Raw genomic sequence first — 24191 nt, forward strand, 5'->3', positions numbered from 1 at the left:
CATCCCCCTATACAATCCTCTCAATTATATCATATAAAAACAGTACTTTTGTATGATTATGTCAGATATTGATGAATCGTTTGACAAGTGTAATTCTATATGGTAAAAAAGATTTATTAGAATTTTAAATGCTTTGAATGGAATAAGTAGTGAACATCTCCCTGTTTTAGAAAGCTGATGGCCGATGAAAATCAGTACAAAGATGAATCATGAATTACCTCCAGGAGCTTCTTTTGTGAAAGGCTGAAAGGCCAAATAGCGAAAGACGGTCAGAATGCCGTTATATATGCCGAGATAGGAATCAGTATGTCTTTTTCCTAAGTAGGGTGGTACCGCGTAATCACGCCCCTTCATTTATGAAGGGGCGTTTTTGTATATTTATGAAAAAAAGGAGAGTGTCAGAATGAGTGAATTACTGAAGGATCTTCAGTTCAGAGGACTAATTAATCAAATGACAGACGAAGAAGGCCTGAAAAAGGTTCTTGATGAGGAGTCTGTAAAATTATATACCGGATTTGACCCGACAGCAGACAGCCTGCATATCGGCCATCTGCTTCCAATCTTAACTCTTCGCCGTTTCCAGCAGGCAGGGCACCGTCCGATTGCTCTGGTAGGGGGAGCAACAGGGATGATTGGAGATCCTTCCGGCAAAAAAGCAGAACGTACGCTGAATACATCTGATATCGTCAAAGAATGGTCAGATAAAATTAAAAACCAGCTGTCACGTTTCCTTGATTTTGATCCTTCAGGCAAAAATCCTGCCGTTCTTGCAAACAACTTCGACTGGATTGGTTCTATGGATCTGATTACATTCCTGAGAGATGTGGGCAAAAACTTCGGCATTAACTACATGCTTGCTAAAGATACGGTTGCATCAAGAATTGAATCCGGTATCTCATACACAGAATTCAGCTACATGATTCTGCAATCATACGACTTTTTGAACCTTTACAGAACAGAAGGCTGCAGACTTCAGGTTGGAGGAAGCGATCAGTGGGGAAACATCACAGCAGGCCTTGAGCTGATCCGCAAATCAGAAGAAAATGCAAAAGCATTCGGTTTAACTGTACCGCTTGTAACAAAATCAGACGGCACGAAATTCGGCAAAACAGAAGGCGGCGCCATCTGGCTGGATAAAGAAAAAACAACTCCTTACGAGTTCTACCAGTTCTGGATCAATACAGATGACCGCGACGTCATCAAATACATCAAATTCTTCACATTCCTTTCTCATGAAGAAATCGATTCACTGGAGCAGCAGCTGACAGATGCGCCGGAAAAACGCGCAGCACAAAAAGCACTCGCTGAAGAAATGACAAAGCTTGTGCATGGTGAGAAATCACTCGACCAGGCGATTAAGATTTCACAGGCGCTGTTCAGCGGCAACATCAAAGAGCTGACTGGCGACGAAATTGAACAGGGCTTCAAAGACGTTCCTGCCTTTACAGTAGAAGAGAACGAAATCGGACTGATTGACCTTTTAGTCAGCGCCAAAATTTCACCTTCCAAACGCCAGGCGAGAGAAGACGTGTCAAATGGAGCGGTTTACATTAACGGCGAACGTGTTCAGGAAACTGACAAAGTTCTCGGAGCCGAAGACCGTATTGACGGTAAATTCACCGTCATCCGCAGAGGGAAGAAGAAGTACACGCTGATTCAGTATAAATAATGAGAAAGCCTCTATTTTATAGGGGCTTTTTTTCTTTCCAAAAATTACACTCCAAATCCTCACCCGAAAAGTTGTAAACGAACATGTGTTTGCATATAATATAGGGAGAGAAAAGGAGCTGACAACATGAAAGGATTATTTGAGAGGTCGATAAATCAGAAGCTTCCGATTGAATTTATTTATCTTTCTGAAAAAGGTGCTCTGACCCAGAGAACAATTGCTGTTAGGGAAATTCGCGGCAGCTATGTGAAGGCGTACTGTTTTTCAAAGCAGCAGGTGAGGATCTTTAAAATAGAAAACATTTTGTCCGCCGGTGTGAAGGGGAAACGAGTGAATTTTGCGTAGAAAAAAACCGGGTGGCGAATCAAACAAAAACTGCCTTTGTTCCATCTTAATAATAGATAAAATAAAGATAGTTTTCAGGCAAACCTAGTCTTTCTCTTTATGAATATTCTCTGTTCCTGCGTCCATCGCAGTCTTGTAATACCAGCATTTATGATGAATGATTACCATTGTCTTTTTCAGTTCTTCCATTTGAGCCTCTACACTTGCTTTACGTTCCATAAACATTTCATACCTCTGTTTTAACGTAGAATCTCCCTCAGAACACCAATCTATAAAAGCTTTAATTTCTTTTATGGGCATTCCAGTAGATTTCAGGCATTCAATAATTCTTAAAGCTTCAATATCTGATTCCTTAAACACTCTTGTACCGCCGGGTGTTCGTTCTACAAAGGGCATCAGGCCTTCCTTGTCATAATAGCGCAAAGTATATACGGTAAGGTTTAATTTCTGTGCTGCTTCTCCAATGGAATAAGTATTCATACTTTATCTCCTCCAGTATAAATTTAAACCTATAGTTAACTTGAGATTTGTGAATTGAATCGTATCACGAGCTGTTTTGTGTGTCAAAGAAGTCATTTAATTGTGCAGTGCAGATCTATATTTTACTCTTGACCTAGAGTTAACTATAAGGATTAACATGAAGACAGCAGGGGAGAAATAAGGAAGTCGTAACGTATTCAATTGTATTGACAAGGAGGATTATAATGGACATTCATGATTTTCTGGCGCACTTAAACCGGAGAGAAGCGGTGGAGGGACAATCTGAGATGTATCAGCTGATGCATACATTTTCTCAGGACGCAATGAAGATAACAACTGAGTTAAACGGAGGTTACCGTACTCCCCAAGAAGTTCAGGAACTGTTTTCGCAGTTGATTGGTAAACCGGTGGATCCTTCATTTGCATTGTTCCCGCCATTTTATACGGATTTCGGGAAAAACATTCATGTGGGCAAGAACGTTTTTATCAACTCAGGCTGCCGCTTTCAGGATCAGGGAGGAATTACTATTGGGGATGGGGCTCTAATTGGGCATAATGTTGTGCTGGCTACTCTTAATCACGACATCGATCCCGGAAAACGCAGCACTTTGCATCCTGCTCCAATTACAATTGGCACCAACGTCTGGATAGGTGCAAATGCTGCAATCCTTCCAGGTGTAACCATAGGCGATGGCGCAATTATTGCTGCTGGTGCAGTTGTAACAAAGGATGTTCCGCCAAATATAATTGCAGGCGGTGCCTGCGAAAAGGATAAAGAAAATAGAACCTGATCATGATTAAATCAGACCTGTGAAATTCTTCTATATGGGGTGCCGGAATATGAGAATCGCATTCTTCTTTTTGTTTCTCTGCAGCTTTGCCCTGACTGCCTGTACCGGCAGTGAAAGGGAGCTTAGCCGAGAAAATTCACTTCAGGAAACAGGGAAAAGTGACATGACAGATCAAATGATAGATGTGACACTGAAAATTGGCGACCAGGTATTTTCTGCAAAGCTTTATCATCATCAAACGGCCCTGGCATTCGTCGAGAAACTGCCCCTGAGTATTAATATGAACGATCATAATCGCAATGAAAAATTCTACAACTTTCCATATGCGCTCCCTGAAGATTCCGTAAGGCCAGGGGAGATTCACGCAGGAGATATTATGCTGTATGGAGATAACTGTCTTGTGCTGTTCTATGAAAGTTTCTCAAGTACTTATCGCTATACAAGAATGGGATTTATTGAGGACGCAGAGCGTTTTGCTCAAGCTGCAGGAGCGGGAGGTGTAACTGTTGCTTTTGATCTGGCTGAAAACAGGAAGTAACATGCATGGATAAAAGAAGAAAAATGGATTAGATAGTTAACTGCAGGAAAAAAATTTACTGGATAGAACAGAGTGGACATGCAGTATTATTTAATCAATAAAGGAGAAATTAGATTAAGTATTTAAAAGTATTTATAAGGAGTAAATGATGTTCAATAAAAAAGATAAAAAAGCTAATAAACGTTTTGATGAAAAGTTGATACAAACTTCTCAGCAGGGGAGCCTAATATCTATATGGGTTGATCGTCAAACAGGTGTTAACTATTTATACACATGGAGTGCGCAAGGTTGCACTCTCACACCTTTGTTAGACGAGAATGGCAAAGTAATAGTGGAACAGATAGAAGCTAATTGATAATTGTACGTTTAAAGCAATCCTTCATTAAAGAAGATTGCCTTTTACTATCTCTGCAACTGTAAGCGTGATTAGAAGCTGTTTAAATAAAGAAGAATATTTAACAAAAGAGTATCACTTATTGCGCAGTATAAATATACTGTTTAGGAAATATTAAGATATAGTGGGCAGGTCATGTCATACCTAAAAATAAACAAAAAACCCTAGACCTTGATTTAACAAGGTTTCTAGGGTCTTTTGCATTGCTCTTTAAGGAGCAAATTAATTAACGAGAGTAGAACTCAACGATAAGAGCTTCGTTAATTTCAGCAGGCAATTCAGAACGCTCTGGTAAGCGAGTGAAAGTACCTTCTAATTTGTCAGCATCGAAAGTTAAGAATTCAGGAACGAAGTTGCTTACTTCGATTGATTCTTTAACGATGTCAAGGTTACGTGATTTTTCACGTAAAGTGATTGTTTGACCTGGTTTCACTTGGAATGATGGAATGTCTACGCGGCTTCCATCAACCATGATGTGACCATGGTTAACGATTTGACGTGCCTGACGGCGAGTGCGGGCTAAACCAAGACGATAAACAACGTTGTCTAAACGAGACTCAAGAAGAATCATGAAGTTTTCACCGTGTTTACCAGTCATTTTAGCAGCTTTGTCAAATGTGTTGCGGAATTGACGCTCGTTCACACCGAACATGTGGCGAAGCTTTTGTTTTTCTTGTAATTGTAAGCCGTACTCAGATAGTTTTTTGCGTTGAGTCGGGCCGTGCTGACCTGGCGCGAATGGACGCTTTTCTAATTCTTTACCTGTTCCGCTTAATGAAATTCCCAAACGACGGGAAAGTTTCCAACTTGGACCTGTATAACGAGACATATATGTCTCCTCCTTACATGTTTTTATTTGGCATAAAATAAAAACAGACTGACCCTGAACTGACATGCACATTTTGTTTTCATATATCCTCGCTCCAGCAGCAGAGAGTTACACGATACACCTCACAATGGAGGAACAAAATGAAATCACAGCAGTGGTATCAATAGGCTGCGAATATTTATTTTACACAACGAATATTATATGATTTTAATAATATAAAGTCAAGCGACCATTCGAAAAAAGTGAGGAGTGGAAGTTTAGAAAAACACATTTAATAGATAAATTGGAAAAAATTCTATGATATACTGAAATGAATAATGCAGGATTTGACAGTACGGGGGATTTTTGTGATACATCTATCAGATTATACGTTAATGTCTATTAAGAGTCTTTTCTTTGATTATATCAGCAGTGAATGCCTGCAGAACAGCAAAAAGCATGAAGATTATTTTGTCTGCACCCTGCAAAAAGCAATGGAATCAGAGGATGCTGCTCTTTTTAAATATGAAAATCATAAATATGTTCTGCTTGCTTCAACAGCCGGGTTCTATCAATGCGATCGATTTATTAATCAGCAGGAACGGATTGAAATGCATGATCACGTGGCGGAGCTTTTAATCCCTGGTGAATATCTTATCGTTATAAAGATAAAGAAGCATGCTTTCAGCAAGGAATTCTACGAAAAACTGCATAGTGAATGCGAACAATTCCTTTCCTATTTTATCAGAATGTCCAATAAAATGGAGAGTGACGCTAAATATAAATCTCTGTATCAGCTGACAGAAAAGCTTCATTCGACAATGAATAAGGACGAGGTATTGGATCAGCTGATTGATTCCCTTCAAACGATGTTTCCTGCCTATCTTTTTTATCTGTTTCTGTCACAGGATAATGACAACAAACAAAATTTGCCGATTAAAAGCCTGAATTACGATGGAAATTACGGCAATGAAAAAGCGATGGAGGCGTATTTGTCAGGTGATGTGCAGTGGAAGCTGTATGAACATTCAAATCATCTTGTTGTTTATGCTCCTCTTAGAGGAAAGCAGGGGGTTTACGGAGTTTTAGAAGCCACCAAGCAAAATCAGTCTCATTTAGACAAGGAAGTGATGCTGATTATTACATCTCTGGCAAAGGCTGCCGGTCATGCACTTGAAAATGCAAAGCTTTATGAACAATCAAAAAAGCTGGTTTCAGATCTGCAGCTTATTAATGAAACATCGCACCGGCTGAATAAAAACCTGAGGCTGGTTGAAACGATGACTTTCATGTCAGACCGAATCATGCGGTCATTTTCTGCTGAAGAGGTTGGCTTTTATTATATGAATAAGGAAGGGCAGCCCTGTATATTGCCGGGCAGTACGCCTTTTTTTCACAAAGGAGAATCAGAGCCTTATTTGAATTTGGTTCACAGCAAATTCAGCCGGCATCTAGAAGGGCTGTTTATCGGAGAAGTTAGTGGAAGCGACAAATCACAATTTTCATCTCTGATTGCTATACCGATGATTCAAAGCGAGCAGCTGAAGGGATTTGTCATTGTTCTTCATTCTGACTCTTATTACTTTACCTTTGAGATGTTTAAGCTGATGCAATCACTTATTCATCATTCTACGCTGGCGCTTATGAATTCCATGCTTCGGGAAGAGCTTGAAATGCTTGTAAAAACAGATCATTTAACCAATTTACATTCCCGCAGCTTCTTGGATGAGTCTGTACAGAGTTCTCTGGGTAAAGACAGTCAAGGAACGTTCATCCTTATGGACATAGATGATTTTAAGCTGGTGAATGATACATATGGACATCAAGTTGGAGATGAGGTTCTCATTCAAGTCGCAAGGATTATCAAAAGCAATATCCGTGAAGAAGATGTGGGTGCAAGGTGGGGCGGAGAAGAACTTGCGGTTTATTTGCCGCAGACGGATCTTGCAACAGGAATCTCAGTAGCGAACCGCATTGTTGGTTCCGTGCTGAAGGGTACAGATCCGACAGTCACTGTTTCTTGCGGAGTCGCTCATTGGAAGGATGGCCGGCATGATACACTGAAAAGAATTATCAGGCGTGCTGATAAGGCGTTATACAGTGCGAAAGAAAGCGGGAAGAACCGCGTCATTTTTCAGCAGGATATAGAGGCCGGATAAAAAAGATGTCATCTTAAAGAGGTGACATCTTTTTTATCTAATTAAGAAAGCGCTTTCAAAAACGATAGAACTATCATATGATAATGAATGTAAACAGAGAAGGGGGAGAGAACACTGGGGAAGGAATTCAGCTTTGAAACAAAAGTCATTCACGGTCAAAAACAAATGATGGACCCATATAACAGTTTGACGCCTCCGCTTTATCAAACAGCCACGTTTGTATTTGACCGGGCGGAAACAGGAGAAAAGCGTTTTGCGGGAGAAGAAGAAGGTCATATTTATTCCCGGTTAGGAAATCCGACTGTACAATTGGCAGAACAGAAAATCGCGGCACTTGAAGAGGCAGAAGCGGCTCTTGCTTTCGGTTCCGGTATGGGAGCTGTATCAGCGGTCCTCATGTCTATGGTCAAAACAGGTTCCCATATCCTATGTTCTAAAGGAATCTATGGATGTACGTTTGGATTGCTGAAAATGCTTGAAGAAAAATTCGGGATCACTTATTCATTTTCAGAATTGAACAGTATAGAAGAAATAGAAGCAGCCATTAAGCCGGAGACTTCATGCATCTATATTGAGACACCCATTAACCCTACTATGCAGCTGATTAATTTAGAAACAGTGACCGCTGCTGCAAAAGCACACGGATTAAAAGTCATTGTTGATAATACCTTTTGTTCACCATATCTGCAGCAGCCGCTTTTGCTGGGCTGTGATATTGTTCTGCACAGTGCAACAAAATATATCAGCGGCCATGGAGATGTGATTGGCGGTTTTGTTGCAGGCAAAAAAGATTACATTCACAAACTTGCCATGACGGAAAGAAAAGATATCGGAGCCATTATGTCTCCATTCGACGCCTGGCTGCTGCTCAGAGGATTAAAAACACTGCCTGTCCGAATGGACCGCCACTGTGAAAATGCAGGGGAAATTGCAAAGAGGCTGCTTGCACATCCATCCATTGAATATGTTACCTATCCATTTTTAGGAAATCCGGAGCAGGTTGCTCTTGCTAAAAAGCAAATGAAAAAAGGCGGAGGACTCATTACCTTTACTCTTAAAAACCATGATAAAGCAGCAGCACAGGCGTTTATCAACTCGCTGCGGCTGATAAAGATTGCCGTCAGTCTCGGGGATGCAGAGTCCTTAATTCAGCACCCTTCAACAATGACGCATTCCGTAGTTCCAGAGTTTGAAAGAATGCAAATGGGAATTGAAGATAATCTTGTCCGGCTGTCGGTAGGTCTTGAAAGCGTCGAAGATATTTGGGAAGATCTAGAACAGGCTTTAGAACGGAAATAAAATAAAGAGGCTGGGACAAAAGGGTTTCAGCAAAAGAAAAATCCGAACTATTATATGAAATTCCAACTTGAATTTCGTTTTAGTTCGGATTTTATACTTTAGATCTTTTCAAAAATATTCTTGCTGCCAGACTAAATGGTAGATACCTTAAGTGGAGCGGAAAGGAACGGACATTATTTATCATGAAAAACAATTCTTTTAATGGTTTTCGTACTATTCAAGGTTCGGCTTTCATTCAGGAGATGATTGCTATGTCCCAGCCTCTTGTTCTTGTTCACAAATAGTCTGTCAGAGCTTCAGTAAATTGCTCCAAGTAATCTTGATCGAGTTCGCTGAAACGATTTTTTACGGGGCTGTCGATATCAAGCACGCCTAACAGCTCTCCTTCTTTTACAATAGGAATAACGATCTCAGACTGTGATGCTGCATCACAGGCGATATGGCCAGGGAAAGCATGAACGTCAGCAATCCGTGCTGTTTTTTGATTGGCTGCAGCTGTTCCGCATACTCCTCTGCCCATAGGAATTCTGACACATGCAGGAAGACCCTGGAAAGGCCCCAGTACAAGTTCGCTGTCTTTGTATAAATAGAATCCGACCCAGTTCACTTCTTGCAAAAATTGATTCAATAAAGCAGAAGCGTTCGATAAATTAGCGATTTGATCGCTTTCTCCATCTAATAGTGCTTTAAGCTGTTTAATGAGCAGCTGATAATTTTCTTCTTGTTTGCCGCTGTATTTTTCGACATGAAACATGATGATTCCCCACCTTTGTGTATTTTTCCCTATTATTAAAATGAGCGAGACAAACTTTGTCGAGAAAACATTAAAGGATAAACCTCCTGCTTCCTTGAAATAACTATAGTAATGATGAAAGGGGTGAGAATTATGCCAATTCAGCCGAACGTCCCCAATCAAACGAAAGAAAAGATTATCGACGCCGCTGTAGCATTATTTAACACACAAGGCTTTAATGGGACTTCTGTCAGGGAAATCGCCAAAAAAGCAAATGTAAATGTTGCTCACATCTCCTACTATTTTAATGGAAAGGGCGGCCTCTTGGAGTATCTGGTCTCCCAGTATTACGAAGGATACCTTTCTGTCATTGAAGAAGGCTATATTCGCCTGAGCCATGAAACACCGAAAAACTGTCTTCTGCTCTTAATTCAGGATATTTTAAACTACCAGCATCAAAATCGTCAACTTGCAAGGTTTGTTCTAAGAGAAGTTACCTTAGATTCTACCTTAATCAGAGAAGTAATGACGACCTATCTGACGAAGGAAAAATACTTTTTTAAAGCCATTCTTGAAGAGGGCATTAAAACCGGTTATTTCCGCAAGGCGCCTATGGTGCACATTTTAGTGCAATTAAAGAGCCTGCTGAATATGCCTTACCTTCAGCCTCAGTATATGAGTGAAGTTCTCTATATACAGACACATGAAACTTATTTCGTAAAGCAATACTTCCATGAAATTGAAATATGGATCGATCATCTGCTTTGCGACCCTGCACAAAAAGAAGCTATTGTTTAGAATGTAAGCCTTAAAAAAGTGCCTCCTCAAAAAGGGAATAGTGTGCACCAACATCCTTTGCACTATGGGCGTCAGACCCGTATATGAGAGGGATGTTTTGTTTTTTTGCCTCGCTTATCATCCACGGATCAAGATAGATGACTCCGCATAAATCTTTCCTTAAACCTGCCACATTAAAATCAAGCTCCATGTTCTGTTCTTTAACGGCGTGCAGCAGGTCATGCTGCATGTCTTTTATATTGAAATCTGCAGGAAACCGTTTTTGGAATTTATTTATCAGAGTGAGATGGCCCAGACGTTTAGGTTTATGGGGACCTAAATTCGATTTGACTGCCGCAAGCATTGTTTCATAATATTTAATATGAAGTAATTTCAAGCTTCCAGCTGCCTCGATCATTTGCTCGAAAATACTCTCATGAAAATCCGCGCAGTAATATTGGCCATTTAATTTTAAAAAGTGCACTGACAGCACAGCATCGTCAATATATTGGCCATATTCAGACAGAAATGATTCTGTTTCACGTTCAAAACCTTCTATATAATCAATTTCAAATCCGAGATTAATCTTGATGTCATTTGAATATATTTCTTTTACTTTTAAGAGTTGTGAGATATAGTCGTTTAAAAGTCTCATATTTATTGCACTGTCTTTATCAGGAACCGGATCGGAAAAACCTGCCGGCAGCGGAGCGTGCTCAGTAAATGTCAGCTCTTCTAATCCCATTTTCAGAGCTTTTTCGATATACATTTCAAAACTGTCTGCTGAACCGTGGGGGCAAAATGGCGTATGGACATGTCCGTCTTTTTTTCTCAAGCTTTGTCACACCTCTCGAAAACTGCGAAATATGGCGATAAATTATGTAAAAAAATTTAAATTATCGGTCAAAAATTGTCGTTTACATGGTATCATAAATACAATGAAATAACATCATTCACTAATAAATACACTTTACATAAGAATTCGACAATCGTTACTTACATTCATATAAAAATATTATACCTTGTTATGACGATTTGCTGGAACACAACGAGGGGGCTCATTATGGAAGTCGTTATTGGACTTATTGTCATTTTGCTGGTTTTATTTAGTGCCGGCTACGTTATCAGAAGGAACATATACAAAGAAGTTGATCGTTTAGAAGCCTTGAAGATTGAGATTATGAACCGGTCAATTGTAGATGAACTTTCAAAAGTCAAAGACTTGAAAATGACAGGACAAGCCGAAGAATTATTTGAACGGTGGCGGAAGGAATGGGATGAGATTATTACAGCCCAGCTTCCTGAAGTAGAGGAGCTTCTGTTTGATGCAGAGGACTATGCGGACAAATACCGTTTCACCAAATCCAAAAAGGTTTTGGAGCATATCGAAAAAACACTGAAGCTTGTTGATGAATCGATTGAAATCATTATATCGGAGATTCATGAGCTGATATCGAGCGAAGAAAAGAACAGCACAGAAATAGAGGACGTAAGGGCAAATGTGAAAAAAGCAAAAAAGACGCTTCTTGCACACAGTCATACGTTCGGAAAATCTCATGCAAAGCTTGATGCAAAGCTTGGGGAGATTGTTGAGGCATTAAAGCAATTTGAAGCAGAAACCGAGGCAGGCAACTATTTGGCTGCAAGAGAGATTCTGCTCGTTCAAAAAGAAGAAATTCTGATTCTGCTGTCTAAAATCGATGATATACCAAAGCTTTTGGCAGAGTGTCACACGGTTATTCCGAATCAGCTTGCAGAGCTTGCGGAGGGTTATCAGGAAATGCTTGATAATGGCTTCCATTTGAAGCATATACAGCTTGAAGCAGAGCTTCATAAGATGACTAAGCAGCTTGAGGAGCATATGGAACTTCTGGCTGAAGCAAATACAGCTGAAGTGAAAGATAGCTTAGAAGAGATTCAGGAAGCAATTGACACATTCTATGATCTTCTGGAAAAAGAAGTACTCGCCCATCATTATGTGCAATCTGCCACAAGCAAGATTGATCAGCAGCTTGCAGACCTTCTCGCTAAGCGCAAAGAAACACAGGAAGAAGCAGAACTTGTAAGACAGAGCTATCAAATTTCTGAAGCTGATTTAGATAAACAGAGAAAACTGGAAAAACAAATTAACTCCCTTTATAAGCAATTCTCTCATATTCAAAACAACTTGCAGACAGAACAGCTTGCTCATTCGATTTTAAAAGAGGAGCTTGAAGAACTTGAGAAGCATATAGCTTCTGTTAAAACCGAGCATCAGGATTTCAGTGAATTGCTTCAGGCACTCCGCAAAGAAGAGCGGGAAGCAAGGCAAGCATTGTCTGATGCAAGAAAACAGCTGCACGACTCCAGCAGAAAAATCCAGAAAAGCAATGTGCCTGGACTGCCTGAAAGTCTTGCTCAGCTGCTTCAGGACGCCAAGCAATCGATCTCTCAGGTTTCACTCAGGCTTGAAGAGATTCCATTGAATATGGTTGAGGTTAATGCACTGCTTGATGAGGCTGTTAAAAACATAGAGACGTTCTCCAAGCAGGCCGAAGAAATGATCGAACAAGTCTATTTAGCTGAAAAAGTGATTCAATATGGAAATAAATACAGAAGAAGAAATGGAACTGTCGCTGATCAATTAAAAGAGGCGGAATTGCATTTCCGAAAATTTGAATACAGCAAGTCTCTCGAAAAAGCAGCCGCAGCACTTGAACAAGTTGAGCCAGGTTCACTCTCGAAGCTTCAAATCATTTTGGATGAAGAAACAAAACCAACTTCATAAAAAAAAATCCCGTACCATGACGTACGGGATTTTTTTATCAATTTTTATTTTCTTCGTGAACTGGCCAAGGCTGCGCCGCTTTTATGATCAGTCCGAGTGGAGAAAATGATAAACCCAATAATACCGCCAATGACAGCAGGAACTAAGAATCCAATGCCGTAGTCGAATAACGGAACAATGGATGTAAGCCACTCGTCAGCTGCTCCTGGGAGCATGCCTCCAGCTTTTAATCCATCAGCAATGCTAATAATCGTCGTCAAGATTAAACTGCAAATGTAAACTTCAGGTGCACCTTTGAAATAACGGTGAAGAAAAGAAAGAATGATCAGAACGATTGCAAGCGGATATAAAGCAATCAAAATTGGCACAGAAAAGGCGATCAGCTTCGTTAATCCCGCGTTTGCAACGATTAAACTGAATAAACAAATAACTGTAATGATCAGTTTATACGATACACTTGGAAAAACCTTTGAGAAATACTTGCCGCAGGCTGAAACCAGGCCAATGCTTGTTGTCAAACAAGCAAATGCAATAGCAGTGCTTAAAATCACATTTCCTAATGAACCAAATAGGATATTAACTGATTCCGATAAAACAGCTCCGCCATTATCGAGATAACCAATTTGGGTTACGCTTGTAGCTCCCAAGTACGCAAGGGAAATATAAACTGCTGCAAGACCTGCAGCAGCGATTAACCCGCATCTGATACAGATTTTTGCAATGGCAGAACGGTCTGTAATGCCTCTTTCTTTGACTGCATTGATGACAACAATACTGAAAACAAGTGCAGCAAGAGTATCCATTGTCAAATACCCTTCCAAAAATCCTTTGAAAAAGGCACCCTCTGCATACTCTCCTTTTGGAGCTTGCAATTCTCCCATAGGAGTAATAAACATTTTTACCGAGATAAGAGCAAGCACAATCAGCAAGATTGGAGTCAGCAGCTTTCCGACTGTATCTACAATCTTCGCAGGATTAAGTGACAGCCAAAACGTAATGCCGAAAAAGATAATAGTGAATATAAACAAAGGCAAACTGCTGTCTGCTGCTGCAGCTGGCAAGAATGGCAATATGCCAACTTCATATGTGACTGTACCTGTTCTTGGAATGGCAAAGACAGGTCCTATAGCTAAATATAATATGAATGTAAATACTAATCCGAAAACTGGATGTACCCTGCCTGCGAGAGATTGGACATCACTGCCTGATACTCCTATTGCGACAACCCCAAGGAGCGGAAGTCCGACACCTGTAATCAGGAATCCGATTATCGCCTCCCACATATTTACACCGGCTTGCTGGCCTAATCCAGGCGGAAAGATTAAATTACCTGCTCCGAAAAATAAAGCGAAGAGCATAAGTCCTATAGTTAAAGTTTCTTTTAATGGCAATGATTTTGACATAAAAATCCCCCTGAAGACTGAGTGTTAGAAATGTATCCGTTTTCATCCTATCACATTATCTAAAAAATTTGTCGAAAAATAAGATTAAATCAGTTTTTATTATATTCAAAAAATTTAATATGTCAAATAGTCAAACATTTATTTCTTATTTGCTGATTTTATGTTATTATGATTGTTTGTTTCGTACACCATTACTCTTTTATTTAGGATCTCTTCGTAATATTGTTGCTGCCAGACTAAATGTTGCAGCAGAAGGAACGGACAACATTTATCATAAAATACAACAATCTATGTGAAATTTAAAAATATAGTCTCAGCACTCCTTGTTTTTCAATGTATTGGAGGATTGAATATCTTGTGATTTATCTCGATAATAGTGCAACCACAAAACCATATGATGAAGTATTGCATGCTTTTGCACATGTTGCAACCCGTTTTTTTGCCAATCCATCCTCGCTTCATGGCCTAGGCGCAGAAGCCGAAAACCTATTAGCACAGGCAAGAAAACAAATAAGTGGCCTTTTAGGAGCAGATGAAAAAGAAATCATCTTCACATCAGGGGGCACTGAAGGAAATAACTTAGCCATTAAAGGCGCGGCCTTTTCTCTAAAAAAAAGAGGGAATCATATTATTACTACCCAAATTGAACACCCTTCTGTCATTGAAAGCTGCAGACAGCTGAAAGAGCTGTTTGACTTTGACGTAACATATCTGCCTGTAAATGAAGAAGGAATCGTAAAGGTTGAAGATATTAAAAAAAACATCAGAAAAGAAACCATTTTAGTATCCGTTATGCATGTGAATAATGAAACAGGAGCGATTCAGCCCATAGAAAAAATCAGCAGTCTGCTTAAGGATTTTCCGGGAATTTATTTTCACGTTGATCATATACAGGGGGCGGCTAAAGTTCCTCTTTCACTTAAAGGCATCGATTTATGTACACTATCAGGCCACAAATTCCATGCATTAAATGGCTGCGGAGTTTTATATGTCCGAAAAGGGATCAAAATCGAGCCCCTTTTATCAGGAGGAGCCCAGGAGATGCAGGCCCGTTCAGGCACGGAGAGCATCGCACTTGCGGTATCAATGGCAAAAGCGTTAAGAATGTCCTCTGAAAAATACGAAGCCTGTAAAAATGATTTGCAAAAGATGAAAAGAATGTTGATCAGAGAACTGAATAAAATAGATGGTATTGTCTTAAATACAGCTGAAATCGCATCAGCACCACATATTATTAATTTTTCCGCACCAGGCATTCAGGCAGAAGTGCTTTTACATATGCTTGAACAATCCGGAATCTTTGTTTCAACAACATCTGCCTGTTCGTCAAAAAGAAAAAAGAGCAGTACGGTACTGCTTGCTATGGGAAAAGGCGAAGCTGCGGCATCAAGTTCAATCCGCATAAGCCTTTCATATGAAAATACAATGGAAGAGCTGGAAGAATTTATGGCTGTTCTAAAGAAATCTCTTGAAAAATTAACGAAATTAAAGAGGTAATAAGATGAATTATGATCATATTTTAATTCGATATGGAGAAATTTCTACAAAAGGAAAAAATCGAAAACGGTTTGTTGATCAGTTAAAAGAAAATATTAAACTGGTGCTGCATGAGTTTCCGGCCTTAGTCTACAGCAGCAACAGAGACCGTATGTATATCAGGCTTCAAGGAGAAAATCACGAACCTATTCTTGAAAAGCTGGAAAATGTATTCGGCATCCATTCTTTTAGCTTAGCTTTAAAAACAAAGAATGAACTTGAAGCTATTAAAGATGGAGCACTTGAGCTGATGTCTGAGCAATATAAACCTGGAGATACCTTTAAAATATCGGCTAAGAGAGCAGATAAAACATTTCCCCTTCTTACAAATGAAATTAATCACGCAATCGGCAGTCACATTCTGCAAAATACGGAGGATTTAACAGTTGATGTGCACAAACCTGACATTGATTTAAGAGTTGAAGTCCGTGAAGAAGCTGCCTATTTGACCTGTAAGGATTATGAGGGAGCAGGCGGCCTTCCTGCGGGGGCAAGCGGAAAAGCTGTATTGATGCTCTCAGGCGGAATTGACAGTCCCGTTGCTGGCTTCTTTGCTATGAAACGCGGCATCGAAGTGGAAGCCGTTCACTTCTTCAGCCCTCCGTATACAAGTGAACGCGCCAGGCAAAAAGTAATTGACCTGGCAAAAAAACTTACTTCTTTCAGCGGACAAATCAAGCTGCATATCGTACCGTTTACGGAAATACAGGAAACGATTCAAAAACAGGTGCCCGAGAGCTATAGCATGACATCTACACGGCGGATGATGCTTAAAATAGCTGACAGAATCCGTGAAAAACAGGGCGGATTAGCGATCATCACCGGAGAAAGCCTTGGACAAGTTGCCAGCCAGACGATTGAGAGCATGTTTGCTATCAATGATGTAACAAGCACTCCGATTATCCGTCCGCTGATCACTTATGATAAAACAGATATCATCTCTATAGCCAAGCGAATTGGAACCCATGATACTTCCATTTTGCCATACGAAGATTGCTGCACTATTTTTACACCAGCATCTCCAACTACAAAACCAAAACTTGAGAAAGCGCAAAGGTTCGAAAGTTTCCTCGATTTTGAACCGCTGATTGATAAAGCAGTTGAAGATACGGAAGTTATCGTCATTTCACCAACTGAAGATAAGGAATTAACTAGTTTATTTTAATCGCGGAAATTGTGAACAATTACCAATATTAGTTTGAATGAAGCCATGTGTTTTTACACAATCTATACTCACAAGGAGGTGAAAACACATGGCAAACAACAGCTCAAACCAACTAGTAGTACCAGGCGCACAACAAGCGATCGATCAAATGAAATACGAAATCGCTTCTGAGTTCGGAGTGAACTTAGGACCTGAAACAACTGCTCGTGCTAACGGTTCTGTAGGCGGTGAGATCACTAAACGTTTAGTATCTTACGCTCAACAAAACATGGGTGGATTTTCAAAATAACTTGAACTAAATAGATATGGCTACGAAGGGTGGGGACCATACCCCACTCTTTTCTATTCGAATTTTTATGCTTTTGGAGCATTTTAAATAGAGGAGGTTTTTCAGAATGACAAAGAATAATCGTCCAAATACTGAATTTGAAGGCGGACAGGAGCAGGATCAGAAACAGCAGAAGTCTAAAAAGCAAGGCCGAAAAAGAAGAAGTGAACCTAAGAATGCAGTGGAATCAAATGAACAAAGCTGAGCTTTAGCGCGGATGATCTTATCCGCGCTTTTTTAATGGAATGAAACAAAGTAATAAACTAAATGTAAGATATTTCGCAATAATATTCAAAAATGTTAAAATATTATGTATAATTTACTATGAGATAACAAGGAGGGGTCACAATGTTGAGAGATGAGCTAATTGCGCCAGAAAACTATAACCTAGTAGAAGAAGTAGAAAAGCATGCAAAAGATGCAGACCGGATCGCATTGAAGTGGGAGAATGAAAAAGGCGATAAAGAAGAACTTACATACGGACAGCTTCTTGACAAAGCAAACAGAATTGGAAGCGCTTTATTGACTAAAGGCCTTACTCCGGGAGATAAAATTCTTGTCATCATTCCGCGTTTTCCAGAAGCATATGCTGTATACTTGGGAGCATTAAAAGCTGGTTTTGTTGTTATACCAAGTTCAGAGATGCTGCGCACAAAAGATCTTCAATATCGTGTGACCCACGGAGATGTGAAAGCGATCATCTCTTATGCGGATTTCACAGGCGAATGCAAAGAAATAAATGAATTTGATTCTCTTCATAAATTTTCAATCGGCGGAAAGACTGAAGGCTGGTATTCGCTTGAGGATGAAGCAGCAAAGGAATCAGGCGAACTCAAACTTGCGGAAACTAAAAGAGACAGTCATGCGTTTTTATCCTATACATCCGGCACGACGGGCAACCCAAAAGGGGTCGTGCATACACACGGCTGGGCTTTTGCTCATTTAAAAACAGCAGCTGCAAACTGGCTGAGCATTGAAGAGAATGATGTGGTCTGGGCAACAGCAGGACCGGGCTGGCAAAAATGGATCTGGAGTCCATTCCTATCCGTTCTTGGGTCAGGTGCAACGGGACTTGTCTACAATGGCCGGTTTGAGCCAAAGAAATATCTCCAGCTCCTGCAGGATTATAAAGTAAACGTCTTATGCTGCACACCGACTGAGTATCGTCTGATGGCTAAGGTAGACAATTTAAAGGATTACTCACTTCCTGCTCTGCACAGCGCCGTTTCAGCCGGTGAACCTTTAAACAGGGAAGTGATTGATACATTTAGAAATTACTTTAATATCGAAGTTCGGGATGGATACGGACAGACTGAAAATACCCTTCTTGTCGGAGTGATGAAAGGCATGGAAGTCAAGCCGGGTTCAATGGGCAAGCCTACTCCCGGAAATAAAGTTGAAATCATCGATGATGAAGGAAATATTTGCAAAGATGGAGAAGTGGGTGATATTGCGGTCCATGTTGATACACCTGCTTTATTTAAAGAATATTATAAAGACGCTGAGCGTACAGCTATGCAATTCAGAGGCAGCTATTATATTACTGGGGACCGGGCAAGAAAAGATGAAGACGGGTATTTCTGGTTTGAAGGAAGACGGGATGATATCATCATCAGTTCAGGATATACAATTGGGCCGTTTGAGGTTGAAGATGCACTCGTTAAACATCCTTTTGTAAAAGAGTGCGCTGTTGTGGCAAGTCCGGATGAACTGCGAGGGAGCATCGTCAAAGCGTATGTCGTCCTGCAGGATGATGTGGATGAAAGCTCGCCTGAACTTATTCCTGTCTTGCAGGATCATGTGAAAGAGCTGACAGCTCCTTATAAATACCCCCGAAAAATTGAATTTGTTTCTGAGCTGCCTAAAACTACGTCAGGCAAAATCAGAAGAATTGAATTAAGGCAGCAGGAACTTGCCAAAGCGTAATAGGCAATCGAACCAGGCAGATGACTCTGTCTGGTTTTTCCATGCACCGAGTGATAACATAGATTGAAAAGAAAGCTGGAGGAATGTCACCGTGGGCACGCTTTGGTTTGGCGGAACAATTTATACTTTAATAGAAGAAAACGATACGGTTGAAGCGGTCTATGTTGAAAATGGCCTTGTCGTGGATGCTGGGGAAGAAGAGAAGCTGCGGGCTGAATACCCTTGTACGGAAGAAGTCGATCTTGAAGGCAGCGTTATGATTCCGGGGTTTACTGACAGTCATATGCATTTAATGGGTCATGGTGAAAAACTGCTCCGTTTGGATTTTACGGAGATGACCTCATCTGATCAGGTCATTCAAAGTCTTCGCGAGCGGGCAGAAGGGCTTGAGCCGGGAACGTGGATTGTTGGCGAAGGATGGAACGAAAACCAGTTTGAAGATAAGAAGATTATTCATCGCAGAGAACTTGATGAAGTGACTGGCGCTCACCCTATAATGCTGAAACGGATTTGCCATCATGCCGTCATAGCGAATACAAAAGCAATGGAACTTGCAGGAATAACTTCTGCTACACCTGACCCGGAAGGCGGAGTTATTGTAAAAGATCGGGAAGGCAATCCGACTGGGTACTTGCTTGATCAGGCACAGGAACTTGTTTTTCAGGCGCAGCCTCAAGTCACTCAAGAATACTTAAGAGAAGCATTGATGAAATCGATAGAGGATTGCCACAAAAAAGGTCTTGTAGGCGGACATACTGAAGATTTAGCTTATTATGGAAGCCTTGAAAATACGTTGCAGGCTTATGATGAAGTCATTAATCATGAAAAAATGAAATTCAGGGCTCATCTGCTTGTTCATCATTTAGTGACAGATGAATTTCAGCAAAAAGAACGGGATCTTGGCCCATTTATTGAATTCGGGGCAATGAAGCTCTTTGCAGATGGTGCACTTGGAGGCAGAACAGCTCTATTAAGCGGTCCTTACCAGGATGATCGTGAAACAAACGGAGTAAGTATTCATTCAGATGAAAACTTGAACCGCCTGATTCAAACAGCAAGAAACTGCGAAATGGAAGTTGCCATTCACACAATTGGTGATTTGGCTTTTGAAAAAGCGCTTAATGCGATTGAAGCGCATCCGCCTGTGAAACCGAATCAGCACGACCGGCTTATTCATGCACAAATCTTAAGAAGAGATTTAATCGAAAGAGCTAAAAAACTGCCGATTATTTTGGATATCCAGCCTCGATTTGTCTCCAGTGACTTTCCATGGGTGATTGACAGAATTGGCGAGGATAAAATGAAGGATTGTTATGCTTGGAAAACGCTGATATCAGAGGGCTTGAAATGTGCAGGAGGATCAGATGCCCCTATTGAGCCAATCGATCCGATCCTCGGAATTTTTTCCGCAGTGAAAAGAGAAAGCATTTACGATCATCAAGTATATATGCCTGAAGAGAGACTCTCTGTCTACGAAGCTGTGGAACTATACACAAAAGGCAGTGCGTATGCGGTTCATCACGAACATGACCGAGGATGTATAGCAAAGGGATTTTCAGCTGACTTCACTGTTCTGAGCATGGATATTTTTAAAGAGGATGCCCTGCTTGAAACAGAAGTGATTATGACAGTAGTGGACAATACGATAGTATATAAAAGAGAAAGACATGCAGATTGATCTGCATGTCTTTTCCTTAATAGATTGCCAAAACAGCAGTCAATGGTGCTCTGCGCCGGCTTCGTTTTTCTATTTATAAAAACGTGCGTTTCACTTTTTCCCAGAACGAATTGTCTTTTAGTTTTACCGTCTTGATAATGGACTGGCTTAGTGACAGTTCTATTTTTTCGACGTGGCGGATGCTGAGTGCATCGTTATCCATGCCGATAACAGGATGATCATTTCCATCCTGAACAATTTTCAGGGTCAATTTTCTGTCTCCGCTTAAGATGAACGGAGATCCAAGTGTACGGTATTTATTGTTATTAAGTGACGCAAGCTCGCTTACTTGAAGGCATGGAAGAAGCGGATCGACAACAGCACCCTGTACAGATTTATTGTAGGCGGTGCTTCCTGTCGGTGTTGAAATAATCATGCCGTCTCCTCTGAATGTTTCAAAATGCAGGCCGTCAATAAATACATCAATAACGAATGTTTTAATAATGCCGGAGCGAATAGAACATTCATTCAGGCACTGAAACTTTGTGTGGCCGTCGATTGTAACATCGAGAATCGGGTAGCGTCTTACTTCGATTTGGGCTTCTTTCATTGCTTCAATGATTTTATCTGTTTCTTCAATTTTAAAGTCGCAATATAGGCTGACCGTTCCTTTAACTGAAATGCCCACATACAGACAGTCATCTCTGAAATTTGTTTTTCTGACGGCTTGAAGGAACGTGCCGTCACCGCCTAAGCTTACTATAATATTTGCTTGTTTTGAATCAGGTACAACTTTAAATCCCTGTTCTTCAGCCAGAGAGGTAAGCCCTTTCACTTTTTGTACTAGTTCATCGTCTTTTTTGTAATAAAAATAAACGTTGCGGCGATTATCTGTCATGTTAGTCCTCCTTAATGTTGGAAAAGTTACACAATCTTAGCAAATGGTGTTACAATACTTTATGGTGTTTAGTTTACCATTTCTATCATAAATATTGAAAGAATTGCACGTTTTTTTATATAAAGTTTGACGGTTTAAACCAAGAAATGACTTTATGTGAAAAACGGCTGTTCAATGTTAAAAACCATTACGTCTCGCAAAAATCAGGGAGGAATCATCATGAATGGAAAACGATGGGGGGCCCTTGTCATTGCCGCTGTCCTGTTTGGTATTTCAGTTGTCGTCAGTTTAACCAATATGGCTTTGGCAAACAGCAATGCTTTTACAAATGCCCTCACTGCTGCCAATGAAGAATTTACAGAAACGGTTTTGGAACCTGGTAATGAATCTAAAAAAATTGTTGTGCTTGAAGTAAACGGAGTCATTCAGGATACAGGGGAAAATGTCACTTCCTTTTTTGAAACAGCAGGTTATCAGCATCAGCAATTTTTAGATATGATTGATGCTGCTGCGAAAGATAAAAGTGTTCGCGGCATTATGGTGAAAGTGAATTCTCCGGGCGGAGGAGTCGTTGAAAGTGCAGAAATACATAAGCATTTAATTGAAGCAAAAGAAAAACACAAGAAAAAGATCTATGTTTCTATGGGCACAACCGCTGCCTCTGGAGGGTATTATATTTCAGCTCCAGCTGATAAGATCTATGCGGCTCCAGATACATTGACTGGTTCATTAGGGGTTATTATGCAGGGGATCAATTACAGCGGTCTTGCAGAGAAGTACGGCGTGAAATTTGAAACGGTTAAAAGCGGAGAGTTTAAAGACATCATGTCTCCTGCGCGCGAAATGACGCCTGAAGACAGAGAAATTCTGCAGACAATGGTTAATAATGCCTATCAGGGCTTTGTTGATGTGATTGCAGATGGACGCGGTTTGTCTGACGGAGAAGTGCGCAAACTTGCTGATGGCCGAATTTATGATGGCCGCCAGGCAAAGGAATTAAACTTAATTGATGAACTGGGTTACTCTGATGATGCTTTAAAAGGAATGAAAAAAGATTTGAAAATAGAAGGCGCTCACGTTGTTGAATATGAAACAAGTGCAGGTCTTGATTCGCTGCTTGCTCTTGGCGCGAGTAAAGTGTTCACCGAGGAATTTGAGCTGATGGGATTATACCGCTTTTTCTCTCAATCGAATTCACCCCGTATGATGTACCTGTATTCAGAATAAGAGGAGGTTTTGCAAATGGATGCTACGTATGAAGAAGGACATAACCACGAGCAGCCTCTTCAGAGAATAGAAGAAAGCCATCCAGTAATGAATGTTCATTACGCAGGCTTCTGGCTCCGGTTTTGGGCTTATTTAATTGATTTAATTGTGATTGGAAGCGTAAATCGCATCGTCTTTCATCCTTTATTCACATGGCTTGAGATTCCGACATCAGACAATTTCATTTTCTCCCCTATCCAAATTTGTACAGCAGTCTCTTTCTATCTGTACTTCGTCTTCATGACAAAGTACCTGGGGCAGACACTGGGGAAAATGGTATTCGGGCTTAAGGTCATATCCCTTAAAAACGAAAAGCTGTCGTGGAGTACTGTGTTATTCAGAGAACTGATTGGACGTTTCATTTCTAAATTTACTTGGATTGGCTATGCTGTAACTGCTTTTACGCCTAAAAAGCAAGGAGTCCATGATCTCTTTGCAGATACAACTGTCATAACGGAATATTTGAAAAAAAATGAACCTGCTGCCGAGTAATGGCTGCAGGTTTATTTTTTTTTTTTGAGGGTGATAATGAAAGATTGAAAGGTTGTGAAGAAAGGTGATATGGATCTGGATTATTGCATGTGCACTTTTTTTGTTCTTTCTTTTCCTTATTTTCATGAAAATAACGGTGATTTTTGATTTTAAACATATCGGAGACGATGATGAAATAAAAATCAAGCTGAAAGCCGTGTTCGGGCTGCTGAAATATACCATCAAAATCCCTCTCGTAAAAGTAGATCCAAATGGGCCAAATCTTATTTTAAAAGAAGAGAAAAAAATGGGTGAGGCAAGTAACCCTAAAGAAAAAGATGAAAAAATCTCTCCTGATGATTTTTTGACCAGTTTAAAAGATGTCAAAGAGCTGACGGAACATATTGTCCATTTACATGCCATTATTCAAAAATTTTTGCAACATGTGCAAGTTGTTAAATTTGAATGGCGTTCTCAAATCGGAACAGGAGATGCAGCAGCTACAGGCATGCTTATTGGACCGGGATGGACAATAAAAGGCGCCGCGGTAGCGATTATCAGTAACTATATGAAGCTGAAAAGCCAGCCAATCCTGTCAATAGAGCCGAATTTTTATCAAAAGAGTTCTAAAACAATCCTTTCATGTATGCTTCACTTTCGAACAGGGCATGCTATTGTAGCGGGATTACGCTTGCTCAAATATTGGAGAGGCGGACGTCCAACCTTTATTAATCAGCAACTTTCTTTTCTTTCAAAAGAAAAGAAAAATAAACCAGCATAG

The 24191-nt window shown here is 40.3% G+C and carries 23 protein-coding genes, 1 pseudogene and 1 other annotated feature; of the genes and pseudogenes, 18 read left to right on the forward strand and 6 right to left on the reverse strand.

The genetic code is table 11. The features are described 5' to 3' along the window. The first annotated feature begins 124 nt into the window (after nucleotides 1-124). Nucleotides 125-353 (forward strand) — a binding site (T-box leader). Between the two features lie 50 nt (nucleotides 354-403). Next, nucleotides 404-1669 carry a tyrosine--tRNA ligase gene (gene tyrS, locus E2R53_RS20205; RefSeq protein ID WP_133313535.1) on the forward strand — a complete coding sequence of 422 codons (1266 nt, stop codon included), beginning with the start codon at nucleotides 404-406 and terminating at the stop codon, nucleotides 1667-1669. A gap of 126 nt (nucleotides 1670-1795) precedes the next feature. Further along, a complete protein-coding gene (locus E2R53_RS20210; RefSeq protein WP_133313536.1) occupies nucleotides 1796-2014 on the forward strand; it encodes a hypothetical protein in 219 nt (72 codons plus the stop codon). Between the two features lie 84 nt (nucleotides 2015-2098). Here E2R53_RS20210 and E2R53_RS20215 read toward each other — a convergent pair whose 3' ends face one another. Then, on the reverse strand, nucleotides 2099-2494 hold the full coding sequence (locus E2R53_RS20215) for a MerR family transcriptional regulator (RefSeq protein ID WP_133313537.1): 396 nt from the start codon (nucleotides 2492-2494) through the stop codon (nucleotides 2099-2101). Between the two features lie 224 nt (nucleotides 2495-2718). Here E2R53_RS20215 and E2R53_RS20220 point away from each other — a divergent pair. From E2R53_RS20220 to E2R53_RS20230, 3 genes and pseudogenes are all read left to right on the forward strand, one after another. Further along, nucleotides 2719-3295: pseudogene (locus tag E2R53_RS20220) on the forward strand (sugar O-acetyltransferase). 39 nt (nucleotides 3296-3334) lie between these two features. Further along, nucleotides 3335-3823 carry a cyclophilin-like fold protein gene (locus tag E2R53_RS20225; RefSeq protein ID WP_133313538.1) on the forward strand — a complete coding sequence of 163 codons (489 nt, stop codon included), beginning with the start codon at nucleotides 3335-3337 and terminating at the stop codon, nucleotides 3821-3823. A 145-nt stretch (nucleotides 3824-3968) separates the two neighbouring features. Then, entirely contained in the window at nucleotides 3969-4178 is a 210-nt protein-coding gene (locus tag E2R53_RS20230) for a DUF6440 family protein (RefSeq protein ID WP_286166330.1), read from the forward strand. A gap of 265 nt (nucleotides 4179-4443) precedes the next feature. Here E2R53_RS20230 and rpsD read toward each other — a convergent pair whose 3' ends face one another. After that, a complete protein-coding gene (gene rpsD, locus E2R53_RS20235; protein ID WP_070876502.1) occupies nucleotides 4444-5046 on the reverse strand; it encodes a 30S ribosomal protein S4 in 603 nt (200 codons plus the stop codon). Between the two features lie 347 nt (nucleotides 5047-5393). Between rpsD and E2R53_RS20240 the strand changes: the two genes are divergently transcribed. Together E2R53_RS20240 and megL are read left to right on the forward strand one after the other, a co-directional pair. Next, complete coding sequence (locus E2R53_RS20240) at nucleotides 5394-7184, forward strand: sensor domain-containing diguanylate cyclase (RefSeq protein ID WP_165971052.1); 1791 nt, start codon at nucleotides 5394-5396, stop codon at nucleotides 7182-7184. Nucleotides 7185-7298: 114 nt separating this feature from the next. Then, nucleotides 7299-8483, forward strand: coding sequence for a methionine gamma-lyase (megL, locus tag E2R53_RS20245; RefSeq protein ID WP_133313540.1), 1185 nt, complete (start codon nucleotides 7299-7301; stop codon nucleotides 8481-8483). Nucleotides 8484-8757: 274 nt separating this feature from the next. Here megL and E2R53_RS20250 read toward each other — a convergent pair whose 3' ends face one another. Then, nucleotides 8758-9237, reverse strand: a complete 480-nt coding sequence (locus E2R53_RS20250; protein WP_133313541.1) for a GAF domain-containing protein — start codon at nucleotides 9235-9237, stop codon at nucleotides 8758-8760. Between the two features lie 132 nt (nucleotides 9238-9369). On the opposite strand from E2R53_RS20250, the gene refZ reads away from it, so the two are divergent. Beyond that, nucleotides 9370-10014: a forespore capture DNA-binding protein RefZ gene (gene refZ / locus E2R53_RS20255; RefSeq protein WP_133313542.1), complete on the forward strand. Its 645-nt coding sequence runs from the start codon at nucleotides 9370-9372 to the stop codon at nucleotides 10012-10014. A gap of 10 nt (nucleotides 10015-10024) precedes the next feature. Here refZ and hisJ read toward each other — a convergent pair whose 3' ends face one another. Next, nucleotides 10025-10828: a histidinol-phosphatase HisJ gene (gene hisJ / locus E2R53_RS20260; RefSeq protein WP_133313543.1), complete on the reverse strand. Its 804-nt coding sequence runs from the start codon at nucleotides 10826-10828 to the stop codon at nucleotides 10025-10027. A 228-nt stretch (nucleotides 10829-11056) separates the two neighbouring features. On the opposite strand from hisJ, the gene ezrA reads away from it, so the two are divergent. After that, on the forward strand, nucleotides 11057-12760 hold the full coding sequence (ezrA, locus tag E2R53_RS20265) for a septation ring formation regulator EzrA (RefSeq protein ID WP_165971053.1): 1704 nt from the start codon (nucleotides 11057-11059) through the stop codon (nucleotides 12758-12760). A gap of 44 nt (nucleotides 12761-12804) precedes the next feature. Here ezrA and brnQ read toward each other — a convergent pair whose 3' ends face one another. Continuing rightward, a complete protein-coding gene (gene brnQ / locus E2R53_RS20270) occupies nucleotides 12805-14163 on the reverse strand; it encodes a branched-chain amino acid transport system II carrier protein (protein WP_133313545.1) in 1359 nt (452 codons plus the stop codon). A gap of 357 nt (nucleotides 14164-14520) precedes the next feature. Here brnQ and E2R53_RS20275 point away from each other — a divergent pair, with 357 nt between their 5' ends. The 6 genes from E2R53_RS20275 (at nucleotide 14521) to E2R53_RS20295 (ending at nucleotide 20796) form a co-directional block, all read left to right on the forward strand. Continuing rightward, nucleotides 14521-15660, forward strand: a complete 1140-nt coding sequence (locus tag E2R53_RS20275) for a cysteine desulfurase family protein (RefSeq protein WP_133313546.1) — start codon at nucleotides 14521-14523, stop codon at nucleotides 15658-15660. A gap of 4 nt (nucleotides 15661-15664) precedes the next feature. Continuing rightward, a complete protein-coding gene (thiI, locus tag E2R53_RS20280) occupies nucleotides 15665-16864 on the forward strand; it encodes a tRNA uracil 4-sulfurtransferase ThiI (protein WP_133313547.1) in 1200 nt (399 codons plus the stop codon). Between the two features lie 88 nt (nucleotides 16865-16952). Then, a complete protein-coding gene (locus E2R53_RS20285) occupies nucleotides 16953-17153 on the forward strand; it encodes an alpha/beta-type small acid-soluble spore protein (RefSeq protein WP_029279082.1) in 201 nt (66 codons plus the stop codon). Nucleotides 17154-17259: 106 nt separating this feature from the next. Continuing rightward, the gene (locus E2R53_RS23390; RefSeq protein ID WP_154319082.1) at nucleotides 17260-17397 is read left to right on the forward strand and encodes a hypothetical protein; all 138 of its coding nucleotides are present in this window, start codon (nucleotides 17260-17262) and stop codon (nucleotides 17395-17397) included. Between the two features lie 143 nt (nucleotides 17398-17540). Beyond that, entirely contained in the window at nucleotides 17541-19118 is a 1578-nt protein-coding gene (gene mbcS, locus E2R53_RS20290; protein WP_133313548.1) for an acyl-CoA synthetase MbcS, read from the forward strand. A gap of 91 nt (nucleotides 19119-19209) precedes the next feature. After that, nucleotides 19210-20796 (forward strand): amidohydrolase, encoded by a 1587-nt coding sequence (locus E2R53_RS20295; RefSeq protein WP_133313549.1) that lies wholly within the window; start codon nucleotides 19210-19212, stop codon nucleotides 20794-20796. Nucleotides 20797-20869: 73 nt separating this feature from the next. Here E2R53_RS20295 and E2R53_RS20300 read toward each other — a convergent pair whose 3' ends face one another. Next, a complete protein-coding gene (locus E2R53_RS20300) occupies nucleotides 20870-21673 on the reverse strand; it encodes an NAD kinase (RefSeq protein WP_133313550.1) in 804 nt (267 codons plus the stop codon). Nucleotides 21674-21892: 219 nt separating this feature from the next. Here E2R53_RS20300 and sppA point away from each other — a divergent pair, with 219 nt between their 5' ends. The 3 genes from sppA (at nucleotide 21893) to E2R53_RS20315 (ending at nucleotide 24191) form a co-directional block, all read left to right on the forward strand. Then, nucleotides 21893-22900, forward strand: a complete 1008-nt coding sequence (sppA, locus tag E2R53_RS20305) for a signal peptide peptidase SppA (RefSeq protein ID WP_133313551.1) — start codon at nucleotides 21893-21895, stop codon at nucleotides 22898-22900. A gap of 15 nt (nucleotides 22901-22915) precedes the next feature. After that, complete coding sequence (locus E2R53_RS20310) at nucleotides 22916-23431, forward strand: RDD family protein (protein ID WP_133313552.1); 516 nt, start codon at nucleotides 22916-22918, stop codon at nucleotides 23429-23431. 64 nt (nucleotides 23432-23495) lie between these two features. After that, on the forward strand, nucleotides 23496-24191 hold the full coding sequence (locus E2R53_RS20315) for a DUF2953 domain-containing protein (protein WP_133313553.1): 696 nt from the start codon (nucleotides 23496-23498) through the stop codon (nucleotides 24189-24191).

The organism is Peribacillus frigoritolerans (assembly GCF_004358755.1).
Classification (GTDB): domain Bacteria; phylum Bacillota; class Bacilli; order Bacillales; family Bacillaceae; genus Bacillus_P.